This window comes from Pseudomonas sp. 1152_12, from assembly GCF_052850675.1.
On record NZ_VXCW01000010.1, the window covers coordinates 23,370 to 46,179 of the forward strand.

At 58.5% G+C, this 22,810-nt stretch carries 25 protein-coding genes and 4 tRNA genes; 19 read left to right on the forward strand and 10 right to left on the reverse strand.

The genetic code is table 11. The features are described 5' to 3' along the window. The first annotated feature begins 35 nt into the window (after positions 1-35). The 5 genes from FW764_RS19160 to FW764_RS19180 all read left to right on the forward strand — a co-directional run bounded on the left by FW764_RS19160 (position 36) and on the right by FW764_RS19180 (position 2,520). Entirely contained in the window at positions 36-1,247 is a 1,212-nt protein-coding gene (locus FW764_RS19160) for an O-succinylhomoserine sulfhydrylase (protein WP_446435208.1), read from the forward strand. A gap of 11 nt (positions 1,248-1,258) precedes the next feature. Next, positions 1,259-2,023, forward strand: coding sequence for an SDR family oxidoreductase (locus FW764_RS19165; RefSeq protein WP_446435209.1), 765 nt, complete (start codon positions 1,259-1,261; stop codon positions 2,021-2,023). A gap of 107 nt (positions 2,024-2,130) precedes the next feature. Continuing rightward, positions 2,131-2,206: transfer RNA gene (locus FW764_RS19170), tRNA-Val, on the forward strand. 55 nt (positions 2,207-2,261) lie between these two features. Beyond that, positions 2,262-2,338: transfer RNA gene (locus FW764_RS19175), tRNA-Asp, on the forward strand. Between the two features lie 105 nt (positions 2,339-2,443). Beyond that, positions 2,444-2,520, forward strand: a tRNA-Asp gene (locus FW764_RS19180). Between the two features lie 181 nt (positions 2,521-2,701). On the opposite strand, the gene FW764_RS19185 is transcribed toward FW764_RS19180, so the two are convergent. Further along, complete coding sequence (locus FW764_RS19185) at positions 2,702-3,985, reverse strand: NAD(P)/FAD-dependent oxidoreductase (RefSeq protein WP_446435210.1); 1,284 nt, start codon at positions 3,983-3,985, stop codon at positions 2,702-2,704. Positions 3,986-4,169: 184 nt separating this feature from the next. Here FW764_RS19185 and FW764_RS19190 point away from each other — a divergent pair. The 5 genes from FW764_RS19190 to pcp all read left to right on the forward strand — a co-directional run bounded on the left by FW764_RS19190 (position 4,170) and on the right by pcp (position 7,847). Continuing rightward, positions 4,170-4,246 (forward strand) — tRNA-Val (locus FW764_RS19190). A 618-nt stretch (positions 4,247-4,864) separates the two neighbouring features. Beyond that, positions 4,865-5,290: a GNAT family N-acetyltransferase gene (locus tag FW764_RS19195; RefSeq protein ID WP_446435211.1), complete on the forward strand. Its 426-nt coding sequence runs from the start codon at positions 4,865-4,867 to the stop codon at positions 5,288-5,290. Between the two features lie 241 nt (positions 5,291-5,531). Then, entirely contained in the window at positions 5,532-6,248 is a 717-nt protein-coding gene (locus tag FW764_RS19200) for a DUF969 domain-containing protein (RefSeq protein ID WP_446435212.1), read from the forward strand. Beyond that, positions 6,245-7,195, forward strand: coding sequence for a DUF979 domain-containing protein (locus FW764_RS19205; protein WP_446435213.1), 951 nt, complete (start codon positions 6,245-6,247; stop codon positions 7,193-7,195). Before FW764_RS19200 ends, FW764_RS19205 begins: the two co-directional genes overlap by 4 nt. Positions 7,196-7,202: 7 nt before the next feature. Beyond that, entirely contained in the window at positions 7,203-7,847 is a 645-nt protein-coding gene (gene pcp / locus FW764_RS19210; RefSeq protein ID WP_446435214.1) for a pyroglutamyl-peptidase I, read from the forward strand. A 24-nt stretch (positions 7,848-7,871) separates the two neighbouring features. Here pcp and FW764_RS19215 read toward each other — a convergent pair whose 3' ends face one another. Genes FW764_RS19215 through FW764_RS19225 form a run of 3 tightly spaced genes read right to left on the reverse strand, consistent with a single transcriptional unit; the run spans position 7,872 to position 10,243 of the window. Continuing rightward, positions 7,872-9,272 carry a heavy metal sensor histidine kinase gene (locus FW764_RS19215; RefSeq protein WP_446435215.1) on the reverse strand — a complete coding sequence of 467 codons (1,401 nt, stop codon included), beginning with the start codon at positions 9,270-9,272 and terminating at the stop codon, positions 7,872-7,874. After that, complete coding sequence (locus tag FW764_RS19220; RefSeq protein ID WP_446435216.1) at positions 9,269-9,940, reverse strand: heavy metal response regulator transcription factor; 672 nt, start codon at positions 9,938-9,940, stop codon at positions 9,269-9,271. Before FW764_RS19220 ends, FW764_RS19215 begins: the two co-directional genes overlap by 4 nt. 42 nt (positions 9,941-9,982) lie before the next feature. Next, a complete protein-coding gene (locus FW764_RS19225) occupies positions 9,983-10,243 on the reverse strand; it encodes a DUF2790 domain-containing protein (protein WP_446435217.1) in 261 nt (86 codons plus the stop codon). A 398-nt stretch (positions 10,244-10,641) separates the two neighbouring features. On the opposite strand from FW764_RS19225, the gene FW764_RS19230 reads away from it, so the two are divergent. Further along, positions 10,642-11,316, forward strand: coding sequence for an HAD-IA family hydrolase (locus FW764_RS19230; RefSeq protein ID WP_446435218.1), 675 nt, complete (start codon positions 10,642-10,644; stop codon positions 11,314-11,316). A 158-nt stretch (positions 11,317-11,474) separates the two neighbouring features. On the opposite strand, the gene FW764_RS19235 is transcribed toward FW764_RS19230, so the two are convergent. Together FW764_RS19235 and csrA are read right to left on the reverse strand one after the other, a co-directional pair. Next, positions 11,475-11,747, reverse strand: coding sequence for a hypothetical protein (locus tag FW764_RS19235; RefSeq protein WP_446435219.1), 273 nt, complete (start codon positions 11,745-11,747; stop codon positions 11,475-11,477). A gap of 204 nt (positions 11,748-11,951) precedes the next feature. After that, complete coding sequence (gene csrA, locus FW764_RS19240) at positions 11,952-12,146, reverse strand: carbon storage regulator CsrA (protein WP_003192511.1); 195 nt, start codon at positions 12,144-12,146, stop codon at positions 11,952-11,954. Positions 12,147-12,393: 247 nt separating this feature from the next. Between csrA and FW764_RS19245 the strand changes: the two genes are divergently transcribed. After that, positions 12,394-12,774, forward strand: coding sequence for a penicillin-binding protein activator LpoB (locus tag FW764_RS19245; RefSeq protein ID WP_083357750.1), 381 nt, complete (start codon positions 12,394-12,396; stop codon positions 12,772-12,774). Positions 12,775-12,805: 31 nt separating this feature from the next. On the opposite strand, the gene FW764_RS19250 is transcribed toward FW764_RS19245, so the two are convergent. The 3 genes from FW764_RS19250 to FW764_RS19260 all read right to left on the reverse strand — a co-directional run bounded on the left by FW764_RS19250 (position 12,806) and on the right by FW764_RS19260 (position 15,030). After that, entirely contained in the window at positions 12,806-13,495 is a 690-nt protein-coding gene (locus FW764_RS19250) for an endonuclease (protein WP_446435220.1), read from the reverse strand. A 4-nt stretch (positions 13,496-13,499) separates the two neighbouring features. Beyond that, entirely contained in the window at positions 13,500-13,751 is a 252-nt protein-coding gene (locus tag FW764_RS19255; protein ID WP_446435221.1) for a DUF1654 domain-containing protein, read from the reverse strand. A 190-nt stretch (positions 13,752-13,941) separates the two neighbouring features. Continuing rightward, a complete protein-coding gene (locus FW764_RS19260; protein WP_446435222.1) occupies positions 13,942-15,030 on the reverse strand; it encodes an asparaginase in 1,089 nt (362 codons plus the stop codon). Between the two features lie 493 nt (positions 15,031-15,523). On the opposite strand from FW764_RS19260, the gene FW764_RS19265 reads away from it, so the two are divergent. From FW764_RS19265 to FW764_RS19295, 7 genes are read left to right on the forward strand one after another with little or no spacing between them, the layout of a single operon-like run. Then, the gene (locus FW764_RS19265) at positions 15,524-16,483 is read left to right on the forward strand and encodes a sugar ABC transporter substrate-binding protein (RefSeq protein ID WP_083357754.1); all 960 of its coding nucleotides are present in this window, start codon (positions 15,524-15,526) and stop codon (positions 16,481-16,483) included. A 57-nt stretch (positions 16,484-16,540) separates the two neighbouring features. After that, the gene (locus FW764_RS19270) at positions 16,541-18,094 is read left to right on the forward strand and encodes a sugar ABC transporter ATP-binding protein (RefSeq protein ID WP_446435223.1); all 1,554 of its coding nucleotides are present in this window, start codon (positions 16,541-16,543) and stop codon (positions 18,092-18,094) included. Further along, on the forward strand, positions 18,091-19,068 hold the full coding sequence (locus tag FW764_RS19275) for an ABC transporter permease (protein ID WP_083357756.1): 978 nt from the start codon (positions 18,091-18,093) through the stop codon (positions 19,066-19,068). The genes FW764_RS19270 and FW764_RS19275 overlap by 4 nt, the downstream gene beginning before the upstream one ends. 3 nt (positions 19,069-19,071) lie before the next feature. Next, positions 19,072-20,094, forward strand: a complete 1,023-nt coding sequence (locus tag FW764_RS19280; protein WP_446435224.1) for a LacI family DNA-binding transcriptional regulator — start codon at positions 19,072-19,074, stop codon at positions 20,092-20,094. 23 nt (positions 20,095-20,117) lie between these two features. Continuing rightward, the gene (rbsK, locus tag FW764_RS19285) at positions 20,118-21,035 is read left to right on the forward strand and encodes a ribokinase (protein ID WP_446435225.1); all 918 of its coding nucleotides are present in this window, start codon (positions 20,118-20,120) and stop codon (positions 21,033-21,035) included. Further along, positions 21,032-21,436: a D-ribose pyranase gene (gene rbsD, locus FW764_RS19290; RefSeq protein ID WP_446435226.1), complete on the forward strand. Its 405-nt coding sequence runs from the start codon at positions 21,032-21,034 to the stop codon at positions 21,434-21,436. The genes rbsK and rbsD overlap by 4 nt, the downstream gene beginning before the upstream one ends. A 26-nt stretch (positions 21,437-21,462) precedes the next feature. Continuing rightward, the gene (locus FW764_RS19295) at positions 21,463-22,491 is read left to right on the forward strand and encodes a nucleoside hydrolase (RefSeq protein ID WP_446435227.1); all 1,029 of its coding nucleotides are present in this window, start codon (positions 21,463-21,465) and stop codon (positions 22,489-22,491) included. 33 nt (positions 22,492-22,524) lie between these two features. On the opposite strand, the gene FW764_RS19300 is transcribed toward FW764_RS19295, so the two are convergent. Continuing rightward, positions 22,525-22,737 (reverse strand): hypothetical protein, encoded by a 213-nt coding sequence (locus FW764_RS19300; RefSeq protein WP_015884938.1) that lies wholly within the window; start codon positions 22,735-22,737, stop codon positions 22,525-22,527. Positions 22,738-22,810: the final 73 nt, after the last annotated feature.

The following is a 22,810-nucleotide window of genomic DNA, read 5'->3' on the forward strand; positions in this document are numbered from 1 at the left end:
TATCTTAAATAAAGCATTGAGTAAGGAGTCGCAGCATGAGTCAGGAATGGGATGCCGGTCGGTTGGACAGCGACCTCGATGGCGTAGCTTTCGATACCCTGGCTGTGCGCGCCGGCCAGCACCGTACCCCGGAAGGTGAGCACGGTGATCCGATGTTCTTCACCTCAAGCTATGTGTTCCGCACTGCTGCCGACGCCGCAGCGCGTTTCGCCGGTGAAGTGCCGGGCAATGTTTATTCGCGCTACACCAACCCGACCGTGCGTGCATTCGAGGAGCGTATCGCGGCCCTTGAAGGCGCTGAGCAGGCGGTGGCTACGGCAACCGGCATGGCTGCCATTCTGGCGGTAGTGATGAGCCTGTGCAGCGCTGGCGACCATGTGCTGGTGTCGCGTAGCGTGTTTGGTTCGACCATCAGCTTGTTCGAGAAGTACTTAAAGCGTTTTGGCGTCGAGGTGGATTACGTGCCTTTGGCGGACCTGTCCGGTTGGGATGCGGCAATTAAGGCCAACACTAAATTGCTGTTTGTCGAGTCACCGTCCAACCCGTTGGCTGAGTTGGTGGATATCGCCGCACTGTCCGAAGTGGCGCACGCCAAGGGGGCTTTGCTGGTGGTCGACAACTGCTTCTGCACGCCTGCGTTGCAGCAGCCGTTGAAGTTGGGTGCGGACATCGTCGTGCACTCGGCCACCAAGTTCATCGACGGCCAGGGCCGTTGCATGGGCGGTGTGGTTGCTGGCCGCAGCGAGCAGATGAAGGAAGTGGTGGGGTTCCTGCGCACCGCTGGCCCGACCTTGAGCCCGTTCAATGCCTGGATCTTCCTCAAAGGCCTGGAAACGCTCAGCCTGCGCATGAAGGCCCATTGCGCCAACGCCCAGGCCCTGGCCGAGTGGCTGGAGCAGCAGGACGGTATCGAAAAGGTCCACTACGCGGGCCTCAAGAGCCACCCGCAACACGCATTGGCCCAGCGCCAGCAGCGTGGTTTCGGTGCGGTCGTCAGCTTCGAAGTGAAGGGTGGCAAAGAGGGGGGCTGGCGCTTTATCGATGCGACACGCCTGATCTCCATCACCGCCAACCTGGGTGACAGCAAAACCACTATTACTCACCCAGGCACCACTTCCCACGGCCGCCTGACCCCGCAAGAGCGTGAAGCGGCGGGTATCCGTGACAGCCTGATTCGCATTGCGGTGGGCCTTGAAGACGTGGCTGACGTGCAGGCTGACCTGGCCCGCGGGCTGGCTGCCTTGTGATCGAGTGGTCCATGGACGCTGTGGCGACCGGTAACGGTCGAGTTGCACTGGTGACGGGCGCGGCGCGGGGCATTGGCCTCGGTATCACCGCGTGGCTGATCAGTGAAGGCTGGCAAGTGGTGCTGGCCGACCTGGATCGCGAGCGCGGTTCGAAGGTGTCCAAGGTGCTGGGTGACAACGCCTGGTTTATCACCATGGACGTGGCGGATGAGAAGCAAGTCGCCCAGGGCGTTGCTGAGGTGCTGGGGCAGTTCGGACGCCTGGATGCGTTGGTGTGCAACGCGGCGGTGGCCGACCCGCGCAATATCACCCTGGAAAGCCTCGACCTGGGTTACTGGAACCGCGTATTGGCGGTAAATCTCAGCGGGCCGATGCTGTTGGCCAAGCACTGTGCGCCTTACCTGCGTGCCCACGGTGGTGCCATCGTTAACCTGGCGTCGACCCGCGCGCGTCAGTCGGAGCCTGATACCGAGGCCTATGCGGCGAGCAAAGGCGGCCTGTTGGCCCTCACTCACGCCTTGGCCATGAGCCTTGGGCCTGAGGTGCGGGTGAATGCGGTCAGCCCGGGCTGGATCGATGCACGTGATCCTGCGGCGCGGCGTGCTGAGCCTTTGACCGATGTCGACCATGCCCAGCATCCGGCGGGCAGGGTAGGCACGGTCGAGGACGTGGCGGCGATGGTGGCGTGGTTGTTGTCGCGTCAGGCGGGCTTTGTCACCGGCCAGGAGTTTGTGGTGGACGGTGGCATGAGCAAGAAGATGATTTACAGCGAGTAGGGCGGGCAGCCGTCTTGAAGTCATTTTGTCTTTTTCAGAAAAACTTCAAGCAGGCTATTGACTTAGGTCCGCTATCTGCGTAAATTTCGCGGCCTCAACGAAGCAAAGGGTGATTAGCTCAGCTGGGAGAGCATCTGCCTTACAAGCAGAGGGTCGGCGGTTCGATCCCGTCATCACCCACCACTTCTTGAGAGTTTTACCTTAGGGTAAGACGCAACGTTAAAGGTTGCACCGACGCGCAGCGGTAGTTCAGTCGGTTAGAATACCGGCCTGTCACGCCGGGGGTCGCGGGTTCGAGTCCCGTCCGCTGCGCCATATTTTCCAGGTCCGATTTGTCGGGGCTGAGATTGAACAGCCAAGGCTGAACGATCAGATGTTATAAGACGGTTGAGGGTTTACGCTCAACCGGTCAAGCGATACGCAGCGGTAGTTCAGTCGGTTAGAATACCGGCCTGTCACGCCGGGGGTCGCGGGTTCGAGTCCCGTCCGCTGCGCCATATATGCCTCAAGGCCCACTGAACGCCTTGAAGCACAAAGAAGGCCTCTGGCTGACTTTGATCCGATAGCAAAGACCCTGGTCGAAAGACCGGGGTTTTTTGTGTCTGCGATTTGCTTCCAGATGTGCCGCGGTCAAATAATCTGGGGCGCGCGCAAGCCCGCCCCCGCAACTGAATGGGGTCAGAACCCCAACTTATCGCGCAACCCGTAATACCAGGCGCCCAGTGCCGCGAACGGCGTACGCAACAGTTGCCCGCCCGGGAACGGGTAGTGTGGCAGGTCAGCAAACGCATCAAAACGCTCCGCCTGGCCTCTCAGTGCCTCCGCCAGTACCTTGCCCGCCAGGTGCGTGTATGTCACGCCATGGCCGCTGCAGCCCTGTGAGTAGTAGATGTTGTCGCCCAGGCGGCCGACCTGCGGCAGGCGCGACAGGGTCAGCAGGAAGTTGCCGGTCCAGGCGTAATCGATTTTCACGTCCTTGAGTTGCGGGAAGGCCTTAAGCATCTTCGGGCGGATAATCGCCTCAATATTGGCCGGGTCGCGCGCGCCGTACACCACGCCGCCGCCGAAGATCAGGCGCTTGTCGCTGGTGAGGCGGTAGTAATCGAGGAGGTAGTTACAGTCTTCGACGCAGTAATCTTGCGGCAGCAATGTCCTGGCAAGTTCTTCACCCAGGGGCGCCGTAGTGATGACCTGTGTGCCGCATGGCATCGACTTGGCCGCCAGCTCGGGCACAAGGTTCCCCAGGTAGGCATTGCCCGCGACGATGATGAATTTAGCCCTGACCTTGCCTTCGGCGGTGTGCACCACCGGGTTGGCCCCGCGCTCAATGCGTACCGCGGCCGATTGCTCGTAGATCGTGCCGCCCAGCGACTCCACGGCTGCCGCTTCACCCAGTGCCAGATTGAGTGGATGAATGTGCCCTCCACTCATGTCCAGCAGACCACCGACATAATTGTCACAGGCCACGACCTCGCGGATACGGCGCTCGTCGAGCAGCTCTAGCTGCGTATGGCCGTAGCGCTCCCACAGACGTTTCTGCGACTCCAGATGGCCCATGTGCTTGCTATTGAGCGCGGCGAACACGCCGCCGTCTTTCAAATCGCATTGGATCTGATACTTGGCCACGCGCTCGCGAATGATCTTGCCGCCTTCGAACGCCATTTGCCCTAATAACTGCGCCTGCCTGGGGCCAACGCTGCGCTCGATTACATCAATATCACGGCTGTAGCTGTTGACGATCTGCCCGCCATTACGGCCCGACGCGCCAAACCCCACTTTGGCGGCTTCCAGCACGGTGACGCGAAAACCGTTTTCCAGCAAAAACAGTGCGCTGGAGAGGCCGGTGTAGCCAGCGCCAATCACGCACACGTCAGTTTCGACTTCACCTTGCAGTACTGGGCGAGGCGGAACCGCGTTAGCGGACGCCGCGTAATACGACTGGGGGTAGGGGGTGTTCGCCATCCTGGAACCTCTGTTTTATATTTTTTACGAGTGCTCAGATCCTACCTGAGTTGAAAATTGCCTGCCAGTCACCCGAAAAGTTCGAGTGCACCTGTCGAAAATAAATAATTCGCATATTCATAGGCTTAGCTGCAAAAAAGATGTTGACACCCCTCCACAATTCCGTAGAATGCCGCCTCACAGCAGGCACGTAGCTCAGTTGGTTAGAGCACCACCTTGACATGGTGGGGGTCGTTGGTTCGAGTCCAATCGCGCCTACCAAACAAAATCCGCTCTGCTGGGCGGTCTAGAAGGGCTCACCGAAAGGTGGGCCCTTTTTTGTTGCATGGAATTCAGTCGATAGATCGCCAAGCCGCTGTGCGGCTCACGTTGGAGGGCTGGTTTGGGTCAGCAGAACAGCGTAGCCACCGACAACAGGCAGATGATCTGAACAACCATCTGGCAGCGAATTTCGCCATTGGTTGTGGTCATACTCATGTGTCCGGCGTACATAATGGCTATCCTCTTCGTCGGCGGTCGTGCCGTCAGCGACGCGCAAGAACGCGCACGGCTTCATTGAGTATAGGTGTGGAACAGGATTCTTCACGGTCGAGCCGATCCGGTGCGATTGAGCACGCTTGCTCCAGCCCCTCAACACCGGCCTTGCGCCAAGCCATCAACATTCAAGGGGCGGTGCTCGACCCGCAGACACTCCTGATCAGCGGCTTTGTGCCTCATGCCTACGCATTCAAATCAGGACTGCTGGGCAGGATGCTGTGGCGTTGGGCACTGCGGCGTTGATGATTCGCGCGCAGATCTGCGCCGATTATGAAGCGCTGCTCAAGTCACAGTGGCTTGGGCATACTGGCGAGCGATTGAATTCAAACCAAGGAGTTTACGATGGAATGGGTGATGGAAGTGTCGTTCGACGTAACGGCGCAGGACCGTGAGGCCATCCTCAAGCCGCTGAGGGCGTATAACCTCAGCCATACCGGCGAAATGCCTTTCGAAACCGTAGGGATTTTACTGCGCGACCCTGCTTCACAAGAGGTGGTGGGTGGCCTTTACGGGAAGATTTCCTATGGCTGGCTGTTTGTAGAGCTTCTGAGCATCCCCGATCAGATGCGTACCCAAGGCACTGGTACACGTTTGATGCGCGCCGCTGAAGACCTGGCCCGCGAGCGGGGATGTGTTGGTATTTGGCTGGACACGTTTAGCTTCCAGGCGCCGGGTTTTTATCGAAAACTGGGCTTCAGTGAATTTGGTCATATTACCGACTACCCGATAGGGCATCAGCGGCACTTTTTCCAAAAACGCCTGGCTTGAATCTCCGCACGGCGCCAGATCAGCTGGCGCCAATCACCCACAAAATTTATTGGTTTGCAGCAACAATTTTTCTTGTTGGACACCTCCCGCCCCCAAGCAGCAAAGTTGCCGCCACTGACGCTCGACCTTCCAGGTCAACAATAAAAACCGCGCCGGGCTGCACGCTACTTTCATGCTGTGAACCTTATGTTCACATCCTGCTGTAATGGCGCCGCAGCGCGCATTCAAGGACCTCACCGTCATGCAAACTGTTGTGAACCTATGGCCGTTGATCGGCGTACTTGTCATCGTGGTTGGCTTCGTCTTGCGCTTCAATCCCCTGTTGGTGGTCACCGCCGCCGCCATCGCCACCGGGCTTGCTGCGCACTTTCCGTTGGAAAAAATCCTCGCCAGTATGGGTGAAGGTTTCCTTCAAACCCGTGCCCTGCAACTGATCCTGTTACTGCCGCTGGCGGTCATTGGCCTCCTTGAGCGCCATGGCCTGCGCTTGCATGCGCAGAACTGGATTGCGCGCTTTGAGCGCGCCACGGTCGGGCGTTTGTTGATCATCTACCTGTTCGTGCGCGAGTCCACGGCAGCCATGGGGCTGACCAGCCTGGGCGGGCACCCGCAAATGGTACGGCCGCTGCTGGCGCCGATGGCCGAAGGGGCGGCGGAAAAACGCTATGGCAAGCTGCCGGACAAACTGCGTCATAAAGTATTGGCCATGTGTGCGGCGACCGATAACGTCGGGCTGTTTTTCGGTGAGGACATCTTTGTCGCTTTTGGTGCGATTGCATTGATGCACACCTTCCTATTGGGCTCGGGCATTGATGTGGAGCCATTGCACATTGCGGTGTGGGGCATCCCGACAGCGATCTGTGCGTTTATCATCCATGCGATTCGCCTGCATCGCTTTGATCGAAGGCTTACCCGCGAGATGACACCCGTCGCCGCTCCAGTGGAGGCTGCGCGATGATCATCTCCATCCAATACCTATATTGGCTTGCCGGTATTCTGTTGTTGATCACCGCAGGCATGATCCTTTTTGACCGAACCCACCCAAAGCGTTGGTCCACCGCACTCTTTTGGCTGCTGTTTGCTATTCCGTTCCTGATAGGCGAACGCCTGCCGTCGGTGGTCATCGGTGTCGGTGTGGTGGTGATGGCACTGATTGCGGGCCTCGGAGGCGTCGGCCGTGGCAAGCATGCTGAACTGCATGACAAGGCGTCCCGCGCGAGTGCCGGTCGTCTAGGCCATAAGCTGTTTATCCCGGCGTTGGCCATTCCCCTGACTACTGTGATTGGCTCAGTACTGCTAAAACACACCGAAATCGGTGGCGTGCCGCTGCTGGACCCGAAAAACACCACCTTTGTATCGTTGGGTATCGGCTGCTTGATCGCCCTCGGCCTCGCATGTTGGCTGACCCGTGATACACCGGTGCAAGCCTTGCGCGAATCCCGCCGCCTGACCGAGGCCCTGGGCTGGGCCATGGTGCTGCCGCAGATGCTGGCAATGCTCGGTCTGTTGTTTAATGAAGCGGGTGTCGGTACGGCCGTCGCCCATGTCACCACCACCTACATCAACCTGGATTTCAAGTTGGTGGCGGTGATGGTCTATGTGCTGGGCATGGCCCTGTTCACCGTGATCATGGGTAACGGTTTTGCAGCTTTCCCGGTGATGACCGGCGGTGTCGGTGTACCGGTGCTGGTGGGCATTTATGGCGGTAACCCGGCGGTGATGGCGGCGATCGGGATGTTCTCCGGCTATTGCGGTACGTTGATGACGCCGATGGCTGCCAACTTCAATATCGTCCCGGCGGCACTGCTGGAGTTGCCGGACAAGAACGCGGTCATCAAGGCCCAACTGCCGACGGCGTTGATGATGTTGGTGGTCAATATTGTTCTGCTCTATCTGTTGATGTGAGGCCAAAATGCACACGGTGTTGCTGACGGGCTTCGAGCCCTTTGACCACGACCTGATCAACCCGTCTTGGGAGGCTGCACGCCAGTTAGATGGCGTGCAACTGGGCGACGAAGTACACATTGTCGCGCGTCGACTGCCCTGTGCGTTTGCCACGGCATGGGAATGCCTGGCCCAGTTGATCGCTGAACTGCGCCCGGTGATGGTGATCGCCACGGGGCTCGGGCCTGGGCGTAGTGATATCTCGATTGAGCGGGTGGCGATCAACGTGAACGATGCACGCATCCCCGACAACCTGGGCGAGCAACCTATCGACACGGCGGTGGTGGACGGTGGGCCCGCTGCGTACTTCAGCACGTTACCCATCAAGGCCATGGTCAATGCGGTGCGCGAGGCCGGGATTGCGGCGTCGGTCTCGCAGACGGCGGGCACGTTCGTGTGTAATCAGGTGTTTTACCTGCTGCAGCACGCGCTCGCCGGTACGGCTATACGCAGTGGTTTTATCCACGTGCCGCCCAGCAAGCCGGAACAAGTCGCTACTTCGGTGCAGTCGTGGATGGCAATGCAGACGTTGGTTGAAGGGCTACGGGTTGCGGTACAAGCGGCCTGGGATACGCAGGTGGATATCGCGCAAACCGGTGGGCAGGTCAGCTGACCTGCCGAATTCTGGTCGAGCCTTTCAGGCTTCCCGCCTCGGGAAAAACAACTCAAAACACGTCACCCCCGCCTCACTGGTGACACTGTAACGACCGCTATGCAACTGCATAATGGTCGCAACAATCGATAGCCCTAGCCCGTTTGACTGGCTCGAACGTTCCCGTGACGCGTCTACCCGATAGAACCGCTCAAACAGCCTGGGCAGGTGCTCGGCGGGGATGGTTTCACCGCGGTTGCTAACGCTTAGGCTGATGCCTTCTGCATCGGGCGTTGCTTGAATCAGGAGCTCCGAACTCGGCGCGCCGTACTTGATGGCGTTGGCACACAGATTTGCCAGCGCCCGGCGCAGCAGCATCGGCTCGGCCCAGATCACGCCTGCGCCCTGCGCGAGAATGCTGATCTCCACATCGTTCGCCAACCCTTCGAAGTAGTCAGCCATACGCTCCACTTCATCCGCCGCACTCAGCTCCTGGCGCTGGCGCAAAGCGCTGGCCGGGTCGGTGCGGGCGAGGAACAACATGTTGTCGAGCATTCTTGCCAGGCGTTCGAGCTCTTCAACATTGGAGGCGAGCAACTGCTGGTAGCTTTCGATGCTGCGGTTTTGTTGCAAGGCAACCTGGGTTTCGCCCAGCAGGTTGTTGATCGGCGTGCGCAGTTCGTGAGCCATGTCGGTGGACACCTGGCCCAGTTGCACAAAGCCCTTGGCCAGCCGTTCTAGCATGGTGTTGAACGAGTCGATCATCGGCAACAGCTCTTTCGGCGTACCGTGGCTGCTGAGGCGTTCAGCCAGGTTGCCAATGCCGATGCCTTGGGCGTGCTTAGCCAGGCGTCGCAACGGCAGCAGCCCACGGTCCACCAGCAGGTAGCCGACCAAGGCGAGAATGATCGACGCGATGCAGGCCAGCACAAACACACTGAAACGATAGCTGGCTAGCATGGCTGTGCGCTCGGTCATCAAACGCCCGGTGGTGACTTGCAGGCTGCCCAGGTCGCCGGAGTCGATGGAGGCTGCCACGGTGGCGAAGGGCACGCCGTTCAGCCCAGGTAAATGGTGCACATCAGAGAAGCCCAGCGCGTGGTCTTTCGGCACGGGCGTGACGCTCGGTATTTCAATGTTGCCTGGGTTGATCAGCAGCAATGGCTTCTGCCCTGGGGCGGCGATGCTCAGCACCGACTCGCTGTTGCCCAGCATGTTCTGGAACAGCTGGGGCTTGGTCTTGATCAGGTCGAGCGTGTTGCTGTCGTTGAGCAAGTTGCGCAATTGATCGGCGCGATAGATCAGTGCGCCATCGTCACGCTTGATCAGTTCGCGCTCAAGTTCGTGGTACAGCGCTACACCCAGCGTGGCCAGCAGGGCGAAGGCGAGCAAGGCGAAGATCAGCGCCAGGCGCAGGGTCAGTGAGTAATGTCGGCGATTGTTCATGGCTGGGTATCGAAGCGGTAGCCAATGCCGCGCACGCTATGGATCAGCTTGAGCTGGAACGGGTCGTCGATCTTCAGGCGCAGGCGCCGTACGGCGACGTCGACTACATTGGTGTCGCTGTCGAAGTTCATGTCCCAAACCCGCGAGGCGATCATCGAGCGTGACAACACTTGATCCTGATGGGTAGCGAACAGATGCAGCAGGGCGAATTCTTTATTGGTCAGGGTAATGCGTGTACCGGCGCGCGTGACACGGCGTTTGAGCACGTCTATTTGCAGGTCGGCCACGTGCAGCTGTTCTTCTTCGCGGCTCGGGCCGCGGCGTGTCAGGGTGCGCAAGCGCGCGACCAGTTCGGCGAAGGAGAACGGTTTGATCAGGTAATCATCGGCGCCCAATTCCAGGCCCTTGATGCGGTCGGCGATGTCGTCGCGAGCGGTGAGGAACAACACCGGCGTGTCGGCTTCTTTGCGCAGGCGGCGCAGTACTTCCCAGCCGTCCATTTTCGGCATCATCACATCCAGCACAATGACGTCGAAGGGCGTTTCCAGCGCCTGGTGCAAGCCGTCCACGCCATCCCGGGCGAGGCTCACGGAGTAACCCAGTTCCTGCAGGCCGTTGAGCAGATAATTACCAGCCTTGGGTTCATCTTCGACTACGAGGATATTCATGGGAAGTGCTCTGGCTCTGTGCGTGGCGCAAGTGTAGCCGGATCAATTGTCACTGGCGCAACCAGTGCCCTGCACCTGGTAGTCCAGCACATGTTCGCGGCCTTGATGGTCGAGGTAGTCAAGGCGGGCCGGAACGACGCCGCACTGGCCGTAGGTGTCGGTGGTCGACAGGACTTTGTCGACATCCAGGTGCACGAAGAAACCGGTCTTGTCGTGGATCACGTTTGTGGCAGGCGTGGTATCGGCGGCAAACACGGAGCCGGTGGCAAGTAAAGCGGCAAAACCTAAGATAAACAGTTTCATGGCAGTAGCTCTCTTTAAAGGTTGGCTGCCGAGTCTTGGCAGCGGGTTCACAGTAACCAGGCGCCCCAAACAGCCAGCCAACAGGATCATGACAAGTTCTTAATGAGTGACTTAAGGCTGGCGACCGGACGCTTCGAGGATCAGGTCAGTGACTTCCTTGGCGTGGGACGCTGGCGAAAAGTAGCTCGACGTCATCTGCGGCCGGGGTCAGCGGGTTTTGTATGGCGGTGACTGGCGACTCCACTGTATGAAGTGAGGGTGCTAACAAGACTTACAGCTTGATTACAAGGTTGTAATGCAAGAGCGTGGGTGTCCGCGCGCAGCGTTTACAAGTGTGAGGGGGATCCGTAGATTGCATCGGGGTCAGCATTAACTAACGATTAAAGGAAAGCCAAGCATTGTCCATCCCAGGTCCAGCCGTATTTACTCAACGCTTCCGCGCCTTTCTATTCGATATGGATGGGACTTTGCTCAACTCCATCGCAGCCGCCGAGCGGGTGTGGAGTCTCTGGGCTGAACGCCACGGCCTCGATGTGGCGGCCTTCCTGAGCACCATTCATGGTGCGCGCGCCATCGACACCATCACCCGGCAAGCACTCCCCGACGTTGACCCGGAGGTTGAAGCGCAGTGGATTACCGACGCTGAGTTGAATGATGTCGAAGGTGTTGTTGCGATTCCCGGTGCCATTGAGTTTTTAAACCGGTTGCCAGGCGATCAATGGGCGTTAGTGACTTCTGCTCCCAAGGCGCTGGCGCTGCGTCGGTTGCAAGCAGCAGGTATTTCGCCGCCGGCGGTGCTGGTCACCGCCGAGGATGTCGCCAATGGAAAGCCGAACCCTGCCTGTTATGTACTTGGGGCGCAGCGTCTAGGTGTATCCGTGCAAGACTGCCTGGTGTTCGAGGATGCGACGGTAGGGATTCGAGCGGGGGAGGCGGCGGGTGCCGCTGTGGTAGTTGTGACCTCGACGCACTTGACGCCCATGGTGACGGCACATGCTTGTATTGACGGGTATGAGCAGTTGAGCGTCCAGCACGATGGTGACGGCTTGCTGCGCTTGCAGAACCTGGCGTGACATCGCCATTTCCCGGAGCATCTCATTGGCAAGCCGACCAATCGCTTCGGCGCCGCGATGGTGGGCCGTACGATGCCGGGAGTCGCGAAGTGGACGGTTTCCGAACCCCTTAGAATGCCTGAAAGGGTGCTGTCAGCGTGCAACCATCTGATAGCTTGTTACCGGCCATCAGCCTGCGGTTTTCGGCGGGGCCGGTGACTGGCTCGTTGGCACATTTTGCGTTGAATAGTCACCTGTATCGGCTTCAGGCAGAACATAAACAGGTAACCGCACAGGAGTAACACCAAGTCCAGCCAAGAAGGGGCATTGATGGCATCTGCGCCTTCAACTTCGTACCTCAGGCCATATTCCGCTGCTGCAAAGGCTAGTCCGATCAGCAGAGCGATCATCCAGGAATGGGTGACAAAGTGTTGCATCGAGGTGCGCCTCATCGACGTACTCCTGAGTGCGCTTGGATGTCAGCAGAAGGGGGCAGGGGGGTTGGCTGCGCCGCACGAGACAAGTTCCAAGTGTAAAGATAGTTTCATCTCGCACTGAAGATGAGGGAGGGCGGCTATGGACGGAAAAACGCGAGCAGCCCAAAGGGTCTTCGCCAGCCGTTACAGTGAACGAAAGGGCTGGCTACTGAGGGCGGTTCAAGGCGTCTGGTTTTTGTCCGGAGCAGTCAGGCCGGCCTGGATGCGCTGGTAAATCTCCTCGCGATGCACGGCAACGTCCTTAGGTGCGTTGATGCCGATTCGTACTTGCTGGCCGCTAACGCCCAGGATGGTGATCGTAATGTCATCACCGATGTTTATGCTTTCACCGACTTTGCGGGTGAGTATAAGCATGGACTTCTCCTTGATTACTTTTAAGGACACATGTTTCAGACAGGGCAGGTGTCGGATGTGTGTAGCTTACTGCTAAGCGCTTCCCTGTGACTGCCTCTTTTAGGACGCATAGAGGCGACATTAATTCCCATGGCGGCATCATACAGGTCTGCGATACATCATTCGCATTGTTTAAGCCAACGTTTATGACGGCCAGAATAGACAGTGAATGATAAAGTTGCCTCTTTATCCTTTAAGGAGCAGGGCTGTGCGTAAAGTAGCGATGGCAATGGCGGTGTTGGCATTGGCCGGTTGCGGTGAAGGCAAATCTGTCGAAGCGCCCAAGGCCAAGCCTGCCGTGGCCGAAAGCCAGGCGCAAACCGGTGCGATTGCCGCTCAGGAATGGGACGTGTGGGTTGGGCCGCCGGATCACAAGCTGCAGGCGATCACCGACCTGACCGCCTGGTTGCTGGAGCATGGTTTCAATTTTTACATTGTGAAGGAAGACGGCAAGGACCAGGTATTGCTGGGGCCGTTCGCCAGCAAGGCCGAAGCCGAAGCCAAGCAGACGTTATTGACTGAAAAGCTGGCACGCGCCAAGAAAAACGACACGGAATCGCAGGTCATCGAGCATAAGACTGCGCAGTAACCGGCAGGTTGGGCGGGAGTCCCGCCCACCTTCAGCCGCAGGCCTTCAGATTCACCGGGCCAACGAATTCGTTACCATGCCCCATCACACACGCTACGGTCTGGTTGCGCTGGCGCTCCCAGGCTTGTACCGGGTAGGTCTTGTTCCAGGCTTCATACAATTGGCGGTCCTGTTTTGACAAGCGCAGGCCGTATTGTTTGCTCATGTAGAAATACGTCCGGGCGATCATCCCGCGAATCGACGGGCGCGGCATGACCTTCTTGGCCTTGAAATCCACTTGAGTCAGGCATGAGCCGTACTGCCCACGTTGAACCGGCAACCACCCAAAGCTGAAGTTATTACGGTCGCCATTGACCTCGCCGATGCTCGGCACCAGGTTATGCAAATCCGCTTCGGCGCGCTTGAACACTTTATCGTGGCGTGTACAGTTTTTGCGTCCGCCGGTCTGCCAGCATTGGCGCTGATGCCCGATCTGCCAGGCAGGAACAATGTGTTCCCATTCGATGCGTGCGGCACGATTGGCATTTTTGCGTGGGATGTAACCGCAGGCTTTCAAGTTCACCCGGTTCCCGGTGTATTTGCAGCCGCAGTAAAACTCCGTGGATTGGGGAGCGTATAGCGTCCAGGCGACTTTCTTGGCTTCGCTGAGGGTTCGAGGCGCTTGGGCGTGGGCGGTAATGGTAAAAAACAGACAAAGCAAAGCAGTAAAGCGAGCACTCATTGACTCATTCTTCCTTCGGTACAACCCAGAAAATTTGCACGCCGCCGTCGTCCCGATAGGCGAGGGTGACGTTATCGTTTTCCGCAATTTCTTCCAGTAAGCGCGCCCATTCTTCCTCCGGCTCTTCCGGCAAACGGAAGATCAAGGCTGCCTTGGCTTTCTGGGCGTTAGTTGAATTGATGATTTTTTGCACGCGAACGGCCAGGCGTTGGTAGGCGTCAGGTGGAGTTGGCGCTGCGGAAGAAGACTTTGCCACGGAGCATTCCTTAGTTTGCTGTATGTGTATACAGTATTTGACTGTAAGCAATTTCGCAACTGCTTAAAGCTCAAAGGCAGGCATGTGACGGCGATTTCGCGGGCTTGGTATTAGCGAGGGTGTTGTAGCGAGGGGTCTTGAAACGAAGGAGAGGCGGGTTAACCCGTCTCTCCTAGGGTGTTACCGGGGATTAATACTCCCAGAACATCCGTTGCAGCTCTTTGCTGTCCTGAGTCTTGGTCAGAGCAACCATCGCCAGGATCCGCGCTTTCTGCGGATTCAGGTCATGGGCAGCCACCCAATCGTACTTGTCATCAGGCTGTTCAGCATTACGCAGCACGAAACCGCCAGCATTCACGTGGGAAGAACGAATGATCTGCACGCCTTGCTTGCGCAGTTCCTGCAGGGCAGGCACAACCTTTGAAGACACCGAACCGTTGCCGGTACCGGCATGGATGATGGCTTTGGCGCCGGCTTGGGCCAGGGCCTTAACGGCGGTGTCGCTCACGTTGCCGTAACCGTAGGCGATTTCCACATCCGGCAGGCTCTTGATGGTCTTGATGTCGAATTCCGAATCCATGGTGTGGCGCTTGGCAGGCAGGCGGAACCAGTAGGATTTACCTTCAACCACCATGCCCAGCGGGCCCCATGGGCTCTTGAACGCCTCGGTCTTGATGTTGATCATCTTGCTGACGTCGCGACCCGATTGGATCTCGTCGTTCATGGTCACCAGCACGCCCTTGCCGCGTGCATCTTTGCTGCCGGCCACGGCCACGGCATTGTACAGGTTGAGCATGCCGTCCGCTGACATGGCGGTGCCTGGACGCATAGAGCCGACCACCACGATTGGCTTGTCGGTTTTTTCCACCAGGTTCAGGAAGTAAGCCGTTTCTTCCAGAGTGTCGGTGCCGTGGGTGATCACGATGCCGTCCACGTCCTTGCTGTCGGCCAGTTCGGCAACACGGCGACCCAGTTGCAGCAGGTTTTCGTTGTTGATGCTTTCGGAAGCAATTTGCATCACTTGCTCGCCGCGCACATTGGCGATCTGGGCAAGCTCAGGAACACCTGCAATCAATTGCTCGATGCCGACTTTGGCCGCCTGGTAGGTGGCGCTGTTGGCAGCGCTGGCGCCAGCACCGGCAATGGTGCCGCCGGTGGCGAGAATCACCACGTTGGACAGTTTGGTCTTGGTTTCAACGTCCTTTGCCTGGGCGGCAACGGGGAACAGCAGCAGGAGGGCGAGGGCGCCCGGAACAAAGGTCTTCAGTGCAGATTTCATTATTTTTCTCTCTGGTTTTTGATGAGTGCGGTAGCAGGTTCATCTAGAACACCCGGGCGGTTCTGAACGCCGCGAGGTGCTGAGAAAGAGCAGGATTTGTACCAAGCTGATTGTGTCTTCGGTTATAAATTAACGTGTTGATTTAAAACAACTTATGCTGATTTTTAAGATTGCTTGTCAGGCTTTTTGTCCGGCTTTCCGAACGGCGAGGCCGTATCGCGTTCGGTTGTCCGAAAACGATGATGAATTATCGATGAGATGTGTACGGCAAGGTGTCACTGCCTGTCGTTTTAGAGAGCGACAGGCGCAGAGCGATGGTTAACCTCATCATCGGTATGGCGTAAAGGCAGGGGTCACAGGGCCCGGATGAAAGACGTACTTCCCCCGTTGACAAATCTCGACAAGGTTCTCATAGTTTGGATAACGCAAACGTTTGCGAGATGTTTCACGGTGCAAGCGTTGCTCACAATAATCATAAGATCGGAGTGAACCCATGAAGCTGCCATTTGCTGGACGTCTTCTTGCTGTCGCTGTGCTTGCTGCCGCATCCGCTGCTCTACCTCTTTCCTCTGCTTTTGCTGATGACGCCGCCGCCAAACCCAAGGTCGGCCTGGTGATGAAATCCCTCGCCAATGAATTCTTTGTCACTATGCAAGAGGGCGCAAAGTCTTATCAGAAAGAACACGCCGCCGACTTTGACATGATCACCAACGGTATCAAGAACGAAACAGATACCAGTGCGCAGATCGATATCGTCAACCAGATGATTCTTGCCAAAGTCAACGCCATCGTCATTGCCCCTGCCGACTCCAAGGCACTGGTTACTGTGCTGAAGAAAGCCTCCGATGCCGGCATCAAGGTCGTCAACATCGACAACCGTCTGGATCCGGACGTACTGAAAAGCAAACACCTCGACATCCCATTCGTAGGCCCGGACAACCGCAAAGGCTCCAAGCTTGTGGGTGACTACCTGGCCAAGCAACTGGCTGCGGGCGACAAAGTCGGCATCATCGAAGGTGTACCGACCACCACCAACGCCCAGCAGCGCACCGCAGGCTACAAAGACGCGATGGATGCGGCGGGCATGAAAATCGTCTCCACCCAATCGGGCAACTGGGAAATTGACCAGGGCCAGAAAGTTGCCTCCGCCATGTTGAGCGAGTACCCGGACCTTAAGGCGCTGTTGGCCGGTAACGACAACATGGCGCTGGGCGCTGTCTCCGCCGTACGTGCGGCAGGCAAGGCTGGCAAAGTACTGGTTGTGGGCTACGACAACATCGAAGCCATCAGGCCGATGCTGCAGGACGGCCGCGTCTTGGCGACCGCCGACCAGGCTGCTGCCCAGCAAGCGGTGTTCGGTATCCAGAACGCGCTCAAGTTGGTCAAAGGTGAGAAGGTTGATGCCAAAGACGGCGTGATCGAAACCCCGGTCGAACTCGTCCTCAAGAAGTAATCCTGGCAGTACCCAACAGCGTCCGCTCGTCCTGAGCGGGCGCCTGGAGATTTTCTTATGTCATCTTCCGCCCCGAACGCTGTCCTCTCGGTCAGCGGTATCGGCAAGACCTATGCCCAACCGGTTCTGTCCGACATCACCCTGACGCTCAATCGCGGGGAAGTGCTGGCGCTGACCGGTGAGAACGGCGCAGGTAAAAGTACGCTGTCGAAAATTATCGGCGGGCTGGTCACGCCGACCACCGGGCACATGCAGTTCAACGGTCAGGATTACCGCCCCGTCAGCCGCACCCAGGCCGAAGAGCTGGGTGTTCGCATGGTCATGCAGGAACTCAACCTGCTGCCGACGCTGACCGTGGCTGAAAACCTGTTCTTGGATAACCTGCCCAGCAAATGCGGCTGGATCAGCCGCAAACAACTGCGCAACGCCGCGATCGAAGCCATGGCCCACGTCGGCCTGGATGCGATCGACCCGGACACCTTGGTTGGCACCTTGGGCATTGGCCATCAACAAATGGTTGAAATCGCCCGCAACCTGATCGGCGACTGCCATGTGCTGATCCTCGACGAGCCCACGGCCATGCTCACCGCCCGTGAAGTCGAGATGCTGTTTGAACAAATCACCCGCCTGCAGGCTCGGGGCGTGGCGATCATTTATATTTCACACCGGCTCGAAGAGCTGGCCCGTGTCGCCCAGCGCATTGCGGTATTGCGTGACGGCAAGCTGGTCTGCGTCGAGCCGATGGCCAACTACAACAGTGAGCAACTGGTCACCTTGATGGTCGGCCGCGAGCTGGGTGAAAAAATCGACCTTGGCCCGCGCACCATCGGCGCCCCCGCCTTGACCGTAAAAGGGCTGACCCGCTCTGACAAAGTCCGCGATGTGTCCTTTGAAGTGCGCGCCGGTGAGATCTACGGTATCTCGGGCCTGATCGGCGCTGGCCGTACCGAACTGTTGCGCCTGATCTTCGGCGCCGACCTGGCGGACAGTGGCACCGTCGCCCTGGGCTCGCCGGCCAAGGTGGTAAGCATTCGTTCCCCGGTCGATGCGGTCGGTCATGGCATCGCCCTGATTACCGAAGATCGCAAGGGCGAAGGCCTGCTGCTGACTCAGTCGATCAGCGCCAATATTGCTTTGGGCAACATGCCGGAGATCTCCGGTGGTGGTGTGTTAAATAGCCGCGACGAAACCGCCTTGGCCAAGCGCCAGATCGATGCCATGCGCATCCGCAGTTCTAGCCCGGCACAGTTGGTGTCCGAGCTGTCGGGCGGCAACCAACAGAAAGTCGTGATTGGCCGTTGGCTGGAGCGCGACTGTGCAGTGATGCTCTTTGATGAGCCGACCCGCGGCATCGACGTCGGTGCCAAGTTCGACATTTATGCGTTGCTCGGCGAATTGACTCGCCAGGGCAAAGCGCTGGTGGTGGTGTCCAGCGATCTGCGTGAGCTGATGCTGATCTGCGACCGCATCGGCGTACTGTCCGCCGGGCGCTTGATAGAGACCTTCGAGCGCGACAGCTGGACCCAGGACGAATTGCTTGCCGCCGCCTTTGCCGGCTACCAAAAACGTGACGCGCTGCTGAATGACGCAGTGCTTAGGGATACCCCATGAAAACCACAAAATCCCCCGGTAAAACCGGCGGTAACTTCTACGGCCTGGGTACTTATCTCGGGCTGGCGGGTGCCTTGCTGGCGATGATTGCGCTGTTCTCGGTGTTGAGCGATCACTTCCTGTCCTATGACACCTTCAGCACCCTGGCCAACCAGATCCCGGACCTGATGGTGCTCGCGGTGGGCATGACCTTTATCCTGATCATCGGCGGCATCGACCTGTCGGTAGGCTCGGTGCTGGCATTGGCCGCGTCGGCGGTCAGCGTGGCGATTCTCGGCTGGGGGTGGAGCGTTCTGCCGGCAGCGCTGCTCGGCATGGGCTGCGCCGCATTGGCTGGCACCATCACCGGTTCGATCACCGTGGCCTGGCGCATTCCTTCGTTTATCGTATCCCTTGGTGTGCTGGAAATGGCGCGTGGTGTGGCCTATCAGATGACCGGCTCGCGCACCGCCTATATCGGTGACTCGTATGCCTGGCTGTCGAACCCGGTTGCCTTTGGCATTTCACCGTCGTTTATCATCGCCCTGGTGGTGATCATCGTCGCTCAGTTGGTGTTGACGCGTACGGTGTTTGGTCGCTACCTGATCGGCATTGGCACCAACGAAGAAGCTGTGCGCCTGGCCGGGATCAATCCAAAACCCTACAAAATTCTGGTGTTCAGTCTGATGGGGCTGTTGGCCGGTGTGGCGGCGCTGTTCCAGATCTCGCGCTTGGAAGCGGCGGACCCGAATGCCGGCTCTGGCCTGGAGCTTCAAGTGATCGCGGCCGTGGTGATCGGTGGCACGAGCCTGATGGGTGGGCGCGGCTCGGTCATCAGTACCTTCTTCGGTGTGTTGATTATTTCGGTATTGGCCGCAGGTCTAGCGCAAATCGGTGCTACGGAGCCCACCAAACGCATCATTACCGGTGCTGTGATCGTGATTGCCGTGGTCCTCGACACCTACCGCAGCCAGCGCGCCAGTAGGCGGGGCTAAATCATGGCAACGATCAAGGATGTGGCAGCGCTGGCAGGTATTTCCTATACCACTGTGTCACATGTGGTGAACAAGACACGGCCCGTCAGCGAGCCCGTGCGAATCAAGGTTGAAGCGGCAATCAAGCAGCTCGACTACGTGCCAAGTGCGGTCGCGCGTTCGCTCAAGGCCAAGACCACTGCCACCATTGGCCTGCTGGTGCCCAACAGCCTCAACCCGTATTTTGCGGAATTGGCTCGGGGGATCGAGGATTATTGCGAGCGAAATGGCTATTGCGTGATCCTCTGCAACTCCGACGACAACGCTGAAAAGCAGCGCAGCTACTTGCGCGTATTGCTGGAAAAGCGCATCGACGGCTTGATCGTGACCTCTGTGGGCGGCGACGACAGTGGCCTTGCTGCTGGCTTGAGCGCGGTACGTACGCCGATGGTGATTGTCGACCGTGCGCTGGACGGCATTGATGTCGACCTGGTGCGCATCGATCATGAGGAGGGCGCCTACCTGGCGACCCGGCACTTGCTTGAACTCGGTCATCGAGATATCGCCTGCATTGGCGGCCCGGGCCATACCCGCGTGGCGCAAATGCGTCTAGCGGGATACCACCGCGCGCTGCGTGAGGCGGGCGTGGAGGTGGTGGCCAATCGCACCCAGGAAAGTGACTTCACCACCATTGGCGGTTACGCCGCAGCGGTGCAATTGTTGTCGGAAAGCCCGCCCAGCGCGATTTTCGCCAGCAACGACATGATTGGTTTTGGTGTGTTACGTGCTGCGGCAGAACGCAATATCCGCGTGCCCGGCGAGCTGTCGGTGATCGGTTTCGATGATATTCAAATGGGCCGTTACGTGTACCCGGCGTTGACCACGGTCGGGCAGTCGATCGTGCAATTGGGCGAGACGGCAGCCGAGCTTTTACTGCGACGAATTGCAACACCCCAACTGCCGATCGATCAGCGCATCGTGACGCCGAGTATTGTTTTGCGTGAGTCGACGGCGCCGTTTGCTGGTGTGTTCGCCCAATACCGCTGAACCGAATTGATGAGTACTGATGTATGCCCGCAAAAGTAGTGGTAATAGGCAGCTTGAACATGGACCTGGTCACCCGCGCCAGTCGCTTGCCGCGCGCCGGTGAAACCCTGATCGGCCAGACATTTTCCACCGTCCCTGGCGGTAAAGGCGCTAACCAGGCCGTGGCTTCGGCGCGTCTTGGCGCGGATGTAGCGATGATCGGTTGCGTCGGCACTGACGCCTACGGCACTCAGTTGCGCGATGCGCTGCTGGTGGAAGGCGTCGATTGCCAGGCGGTGAGCACGGTGGAAGGTTCCAGTGGCGTGGCATTGATTGTGGTGGATGACAGTAGCCAGAACGCGATTGTGATCGTGGCTGGCAGCAACGGTGAGCTGACGCCTGCCTCGTTGCAGGCAGCTGACGCGGTGCTACAGGCCGCCGATGTCATCGTCTGCCAGCTTGAATCACCGATGGGGACCGTAGGCCATGCCCTCATGCGCGGTCGTGAGCTGGGCAAAACGGTGATCCTGAACCCCGCGCCAGCTAGTGGCCCCTTGCCGGCTGGGTGGTATGCCTCGATCGACTATCTGATTCCCAACGAAAGCGAAGCCACCGCATTGAGTGGCGTGACTGTCGACTCCCTGGACAGTGCCAAGATTGCGGCGACGCAGTTGATCAAGGCGGGCGCAGGCAAAGTCATTATCACCCTCGGTGCCCAGGGTGCGTTGTTTGCCGATGGCCATGGCTTTGAGCACCTCGTGGCGCCCCAGGTCAAGGCGGTGGATACCACGGCTGCCGGCGACACCTTTGTCGGTGGCTTTGCCGCAGCGCTCGCCAATGGCAAAAGCGAAGCCGAGGCCATTCGCTTTGGACAGCTCGCTGCTGCGTTGTCCGTGACTCGCGCCGGTGCGCAACCCTCTATTCCTACGCTGCACGACGTTCAAGGTTTTGTGCCCTCATGAAAAAGACACCTCTGCTCAACATTGCTTTGTCGCGCGTGATCGCATCCCTGGGTCATGGCGACATTTTGGTGATTGGCGACGCTGGCCTGCCCGTGCCACCGGGCGTCGAGTTGATTGACCTGGCTCTGACCCAGGGCATTCCTGATTTCATCAGTACCCTGCGCATCGTGCTGAGCGAAATGCAGGTCGAAAGCCACGTGTTGGCCGAGGAAATCCTGCTCAAGCAACCGCCTGCGCTCACTGAGCTCAACAGCTTGACCGAACAGGCTGCCCTCGGCGAGCGCCGCCTGGTCAGCCATGAAGAATTCAAGCAAATGAGCCGCAAGGCCCGCGCCGTGGTGCGTACTGGCGAGTGCCAGCCTTATTGCAATATCGCGCTGGTCTCCGGCGTAACCTTCTAGAGTTCCCCTACGACAAGGAGTGTTTCATGCAACGTGGTCTTCCAACCCTGAAAAAACTGTTTCGGAGTGTCCTACTTTTGTCCGCGCTCACAGCAGCCAGCGCCCACGCGGCGGAAAAAATCGACCTGATCATCGACACCGACCCGGGTGCCGATGATGTGGTGGCCTTGCTGTTTGCAATGGCCTCCCCCCAAGAACTGAATATTCGTGCACTGACCACCGTCGCCGGTAACGTGCGCCTCGACAAAACCTCTCGCAACGCGCGCCTGGCTCGCGAGTGGGCGGGGCGCGAGGACATTCCGGTGTATGCCGGCTCGCCAAAGCCGCTGCTGCGCACGCCGATCTATGCCGAGAATATTCACGGTAAGGAAGGTATCTCCGGCGTTACCGTGCACGAGCCGAAAAAAGGCCTGGCCGAAGGTAATGCCGTTGACTACTTGATCAAGACCCTCAGCACTGCCAAGCCCCATAGCATCACTATCGCCATGCTTGGGCCGCAGACCAACCTGGCCTTGGCGCTGACACAGGCTCCGCAAATCACCCAGGGCATCAAGGAAGTGGTGGTGATGGGCGGAGCGCACTTCAACGGCGGCAACATCACGCCGGTGGCTGAGTTCAACCTGTTTGCAGACCCGATGGCTGCCGAAATCGTGCTCAAGAGTGGCGTCAAGTTGACCTACCTGCCACTGGATGTGACCCACAAGGTGCTGACCAGTGATGCGCGCTTGAAGCAGATCGCCGACATTAAAAACAACGCCAGCAAAGTTGTCGGCGATATTCTCAACGAGTACGTCAAAGGCGATATGGAACACTACGGCATTCCTGGCGGGCCGGTGCACGACGCCACCGTTATTGCCTACCTGCTCAAGCCTGAGCTGTTTAGCGGCCGTGAAGTTAATGTGGTGGTGGACAGCCGTGAAGGTCCGACCTTCGGCCAGACCATCGTCGATTGGTACGACGGCCTGAAACAACCGAAGAACGCGTTCTGGGTTGAAAACGGCGATGCCCAAGGTTTCTTCGATCTGCTGACCGAGCGCCTGGCACGTCTGAAGTAATGAGTTCTCCGGTCGGCCTTCGCTGGCCGGTTCTTATTCGCGCTCGGGGTTGTGAGCGCCCATGTGATCGGCCGGGTATTTCTCGAATATCTGGCCGATGAACGCTTGGGCGGCCTGAGTGCCGAGCTCTTTGACCAGCAGATCTATGCCAATGATTGCCAACTCCTCCGGGCTTCCGGGGCTGTAGGAGCTTTGTCCTTGGGGCCACTTGGCTTTGATATCGGCTTGGAGGGTAACAGTGGTCATGGGTGTCTCGCGGGGTTGAAAATACTGGGCAGTGCGCTAAAACGCGGTTCTCACCGGGGCAGTTAACCATTTT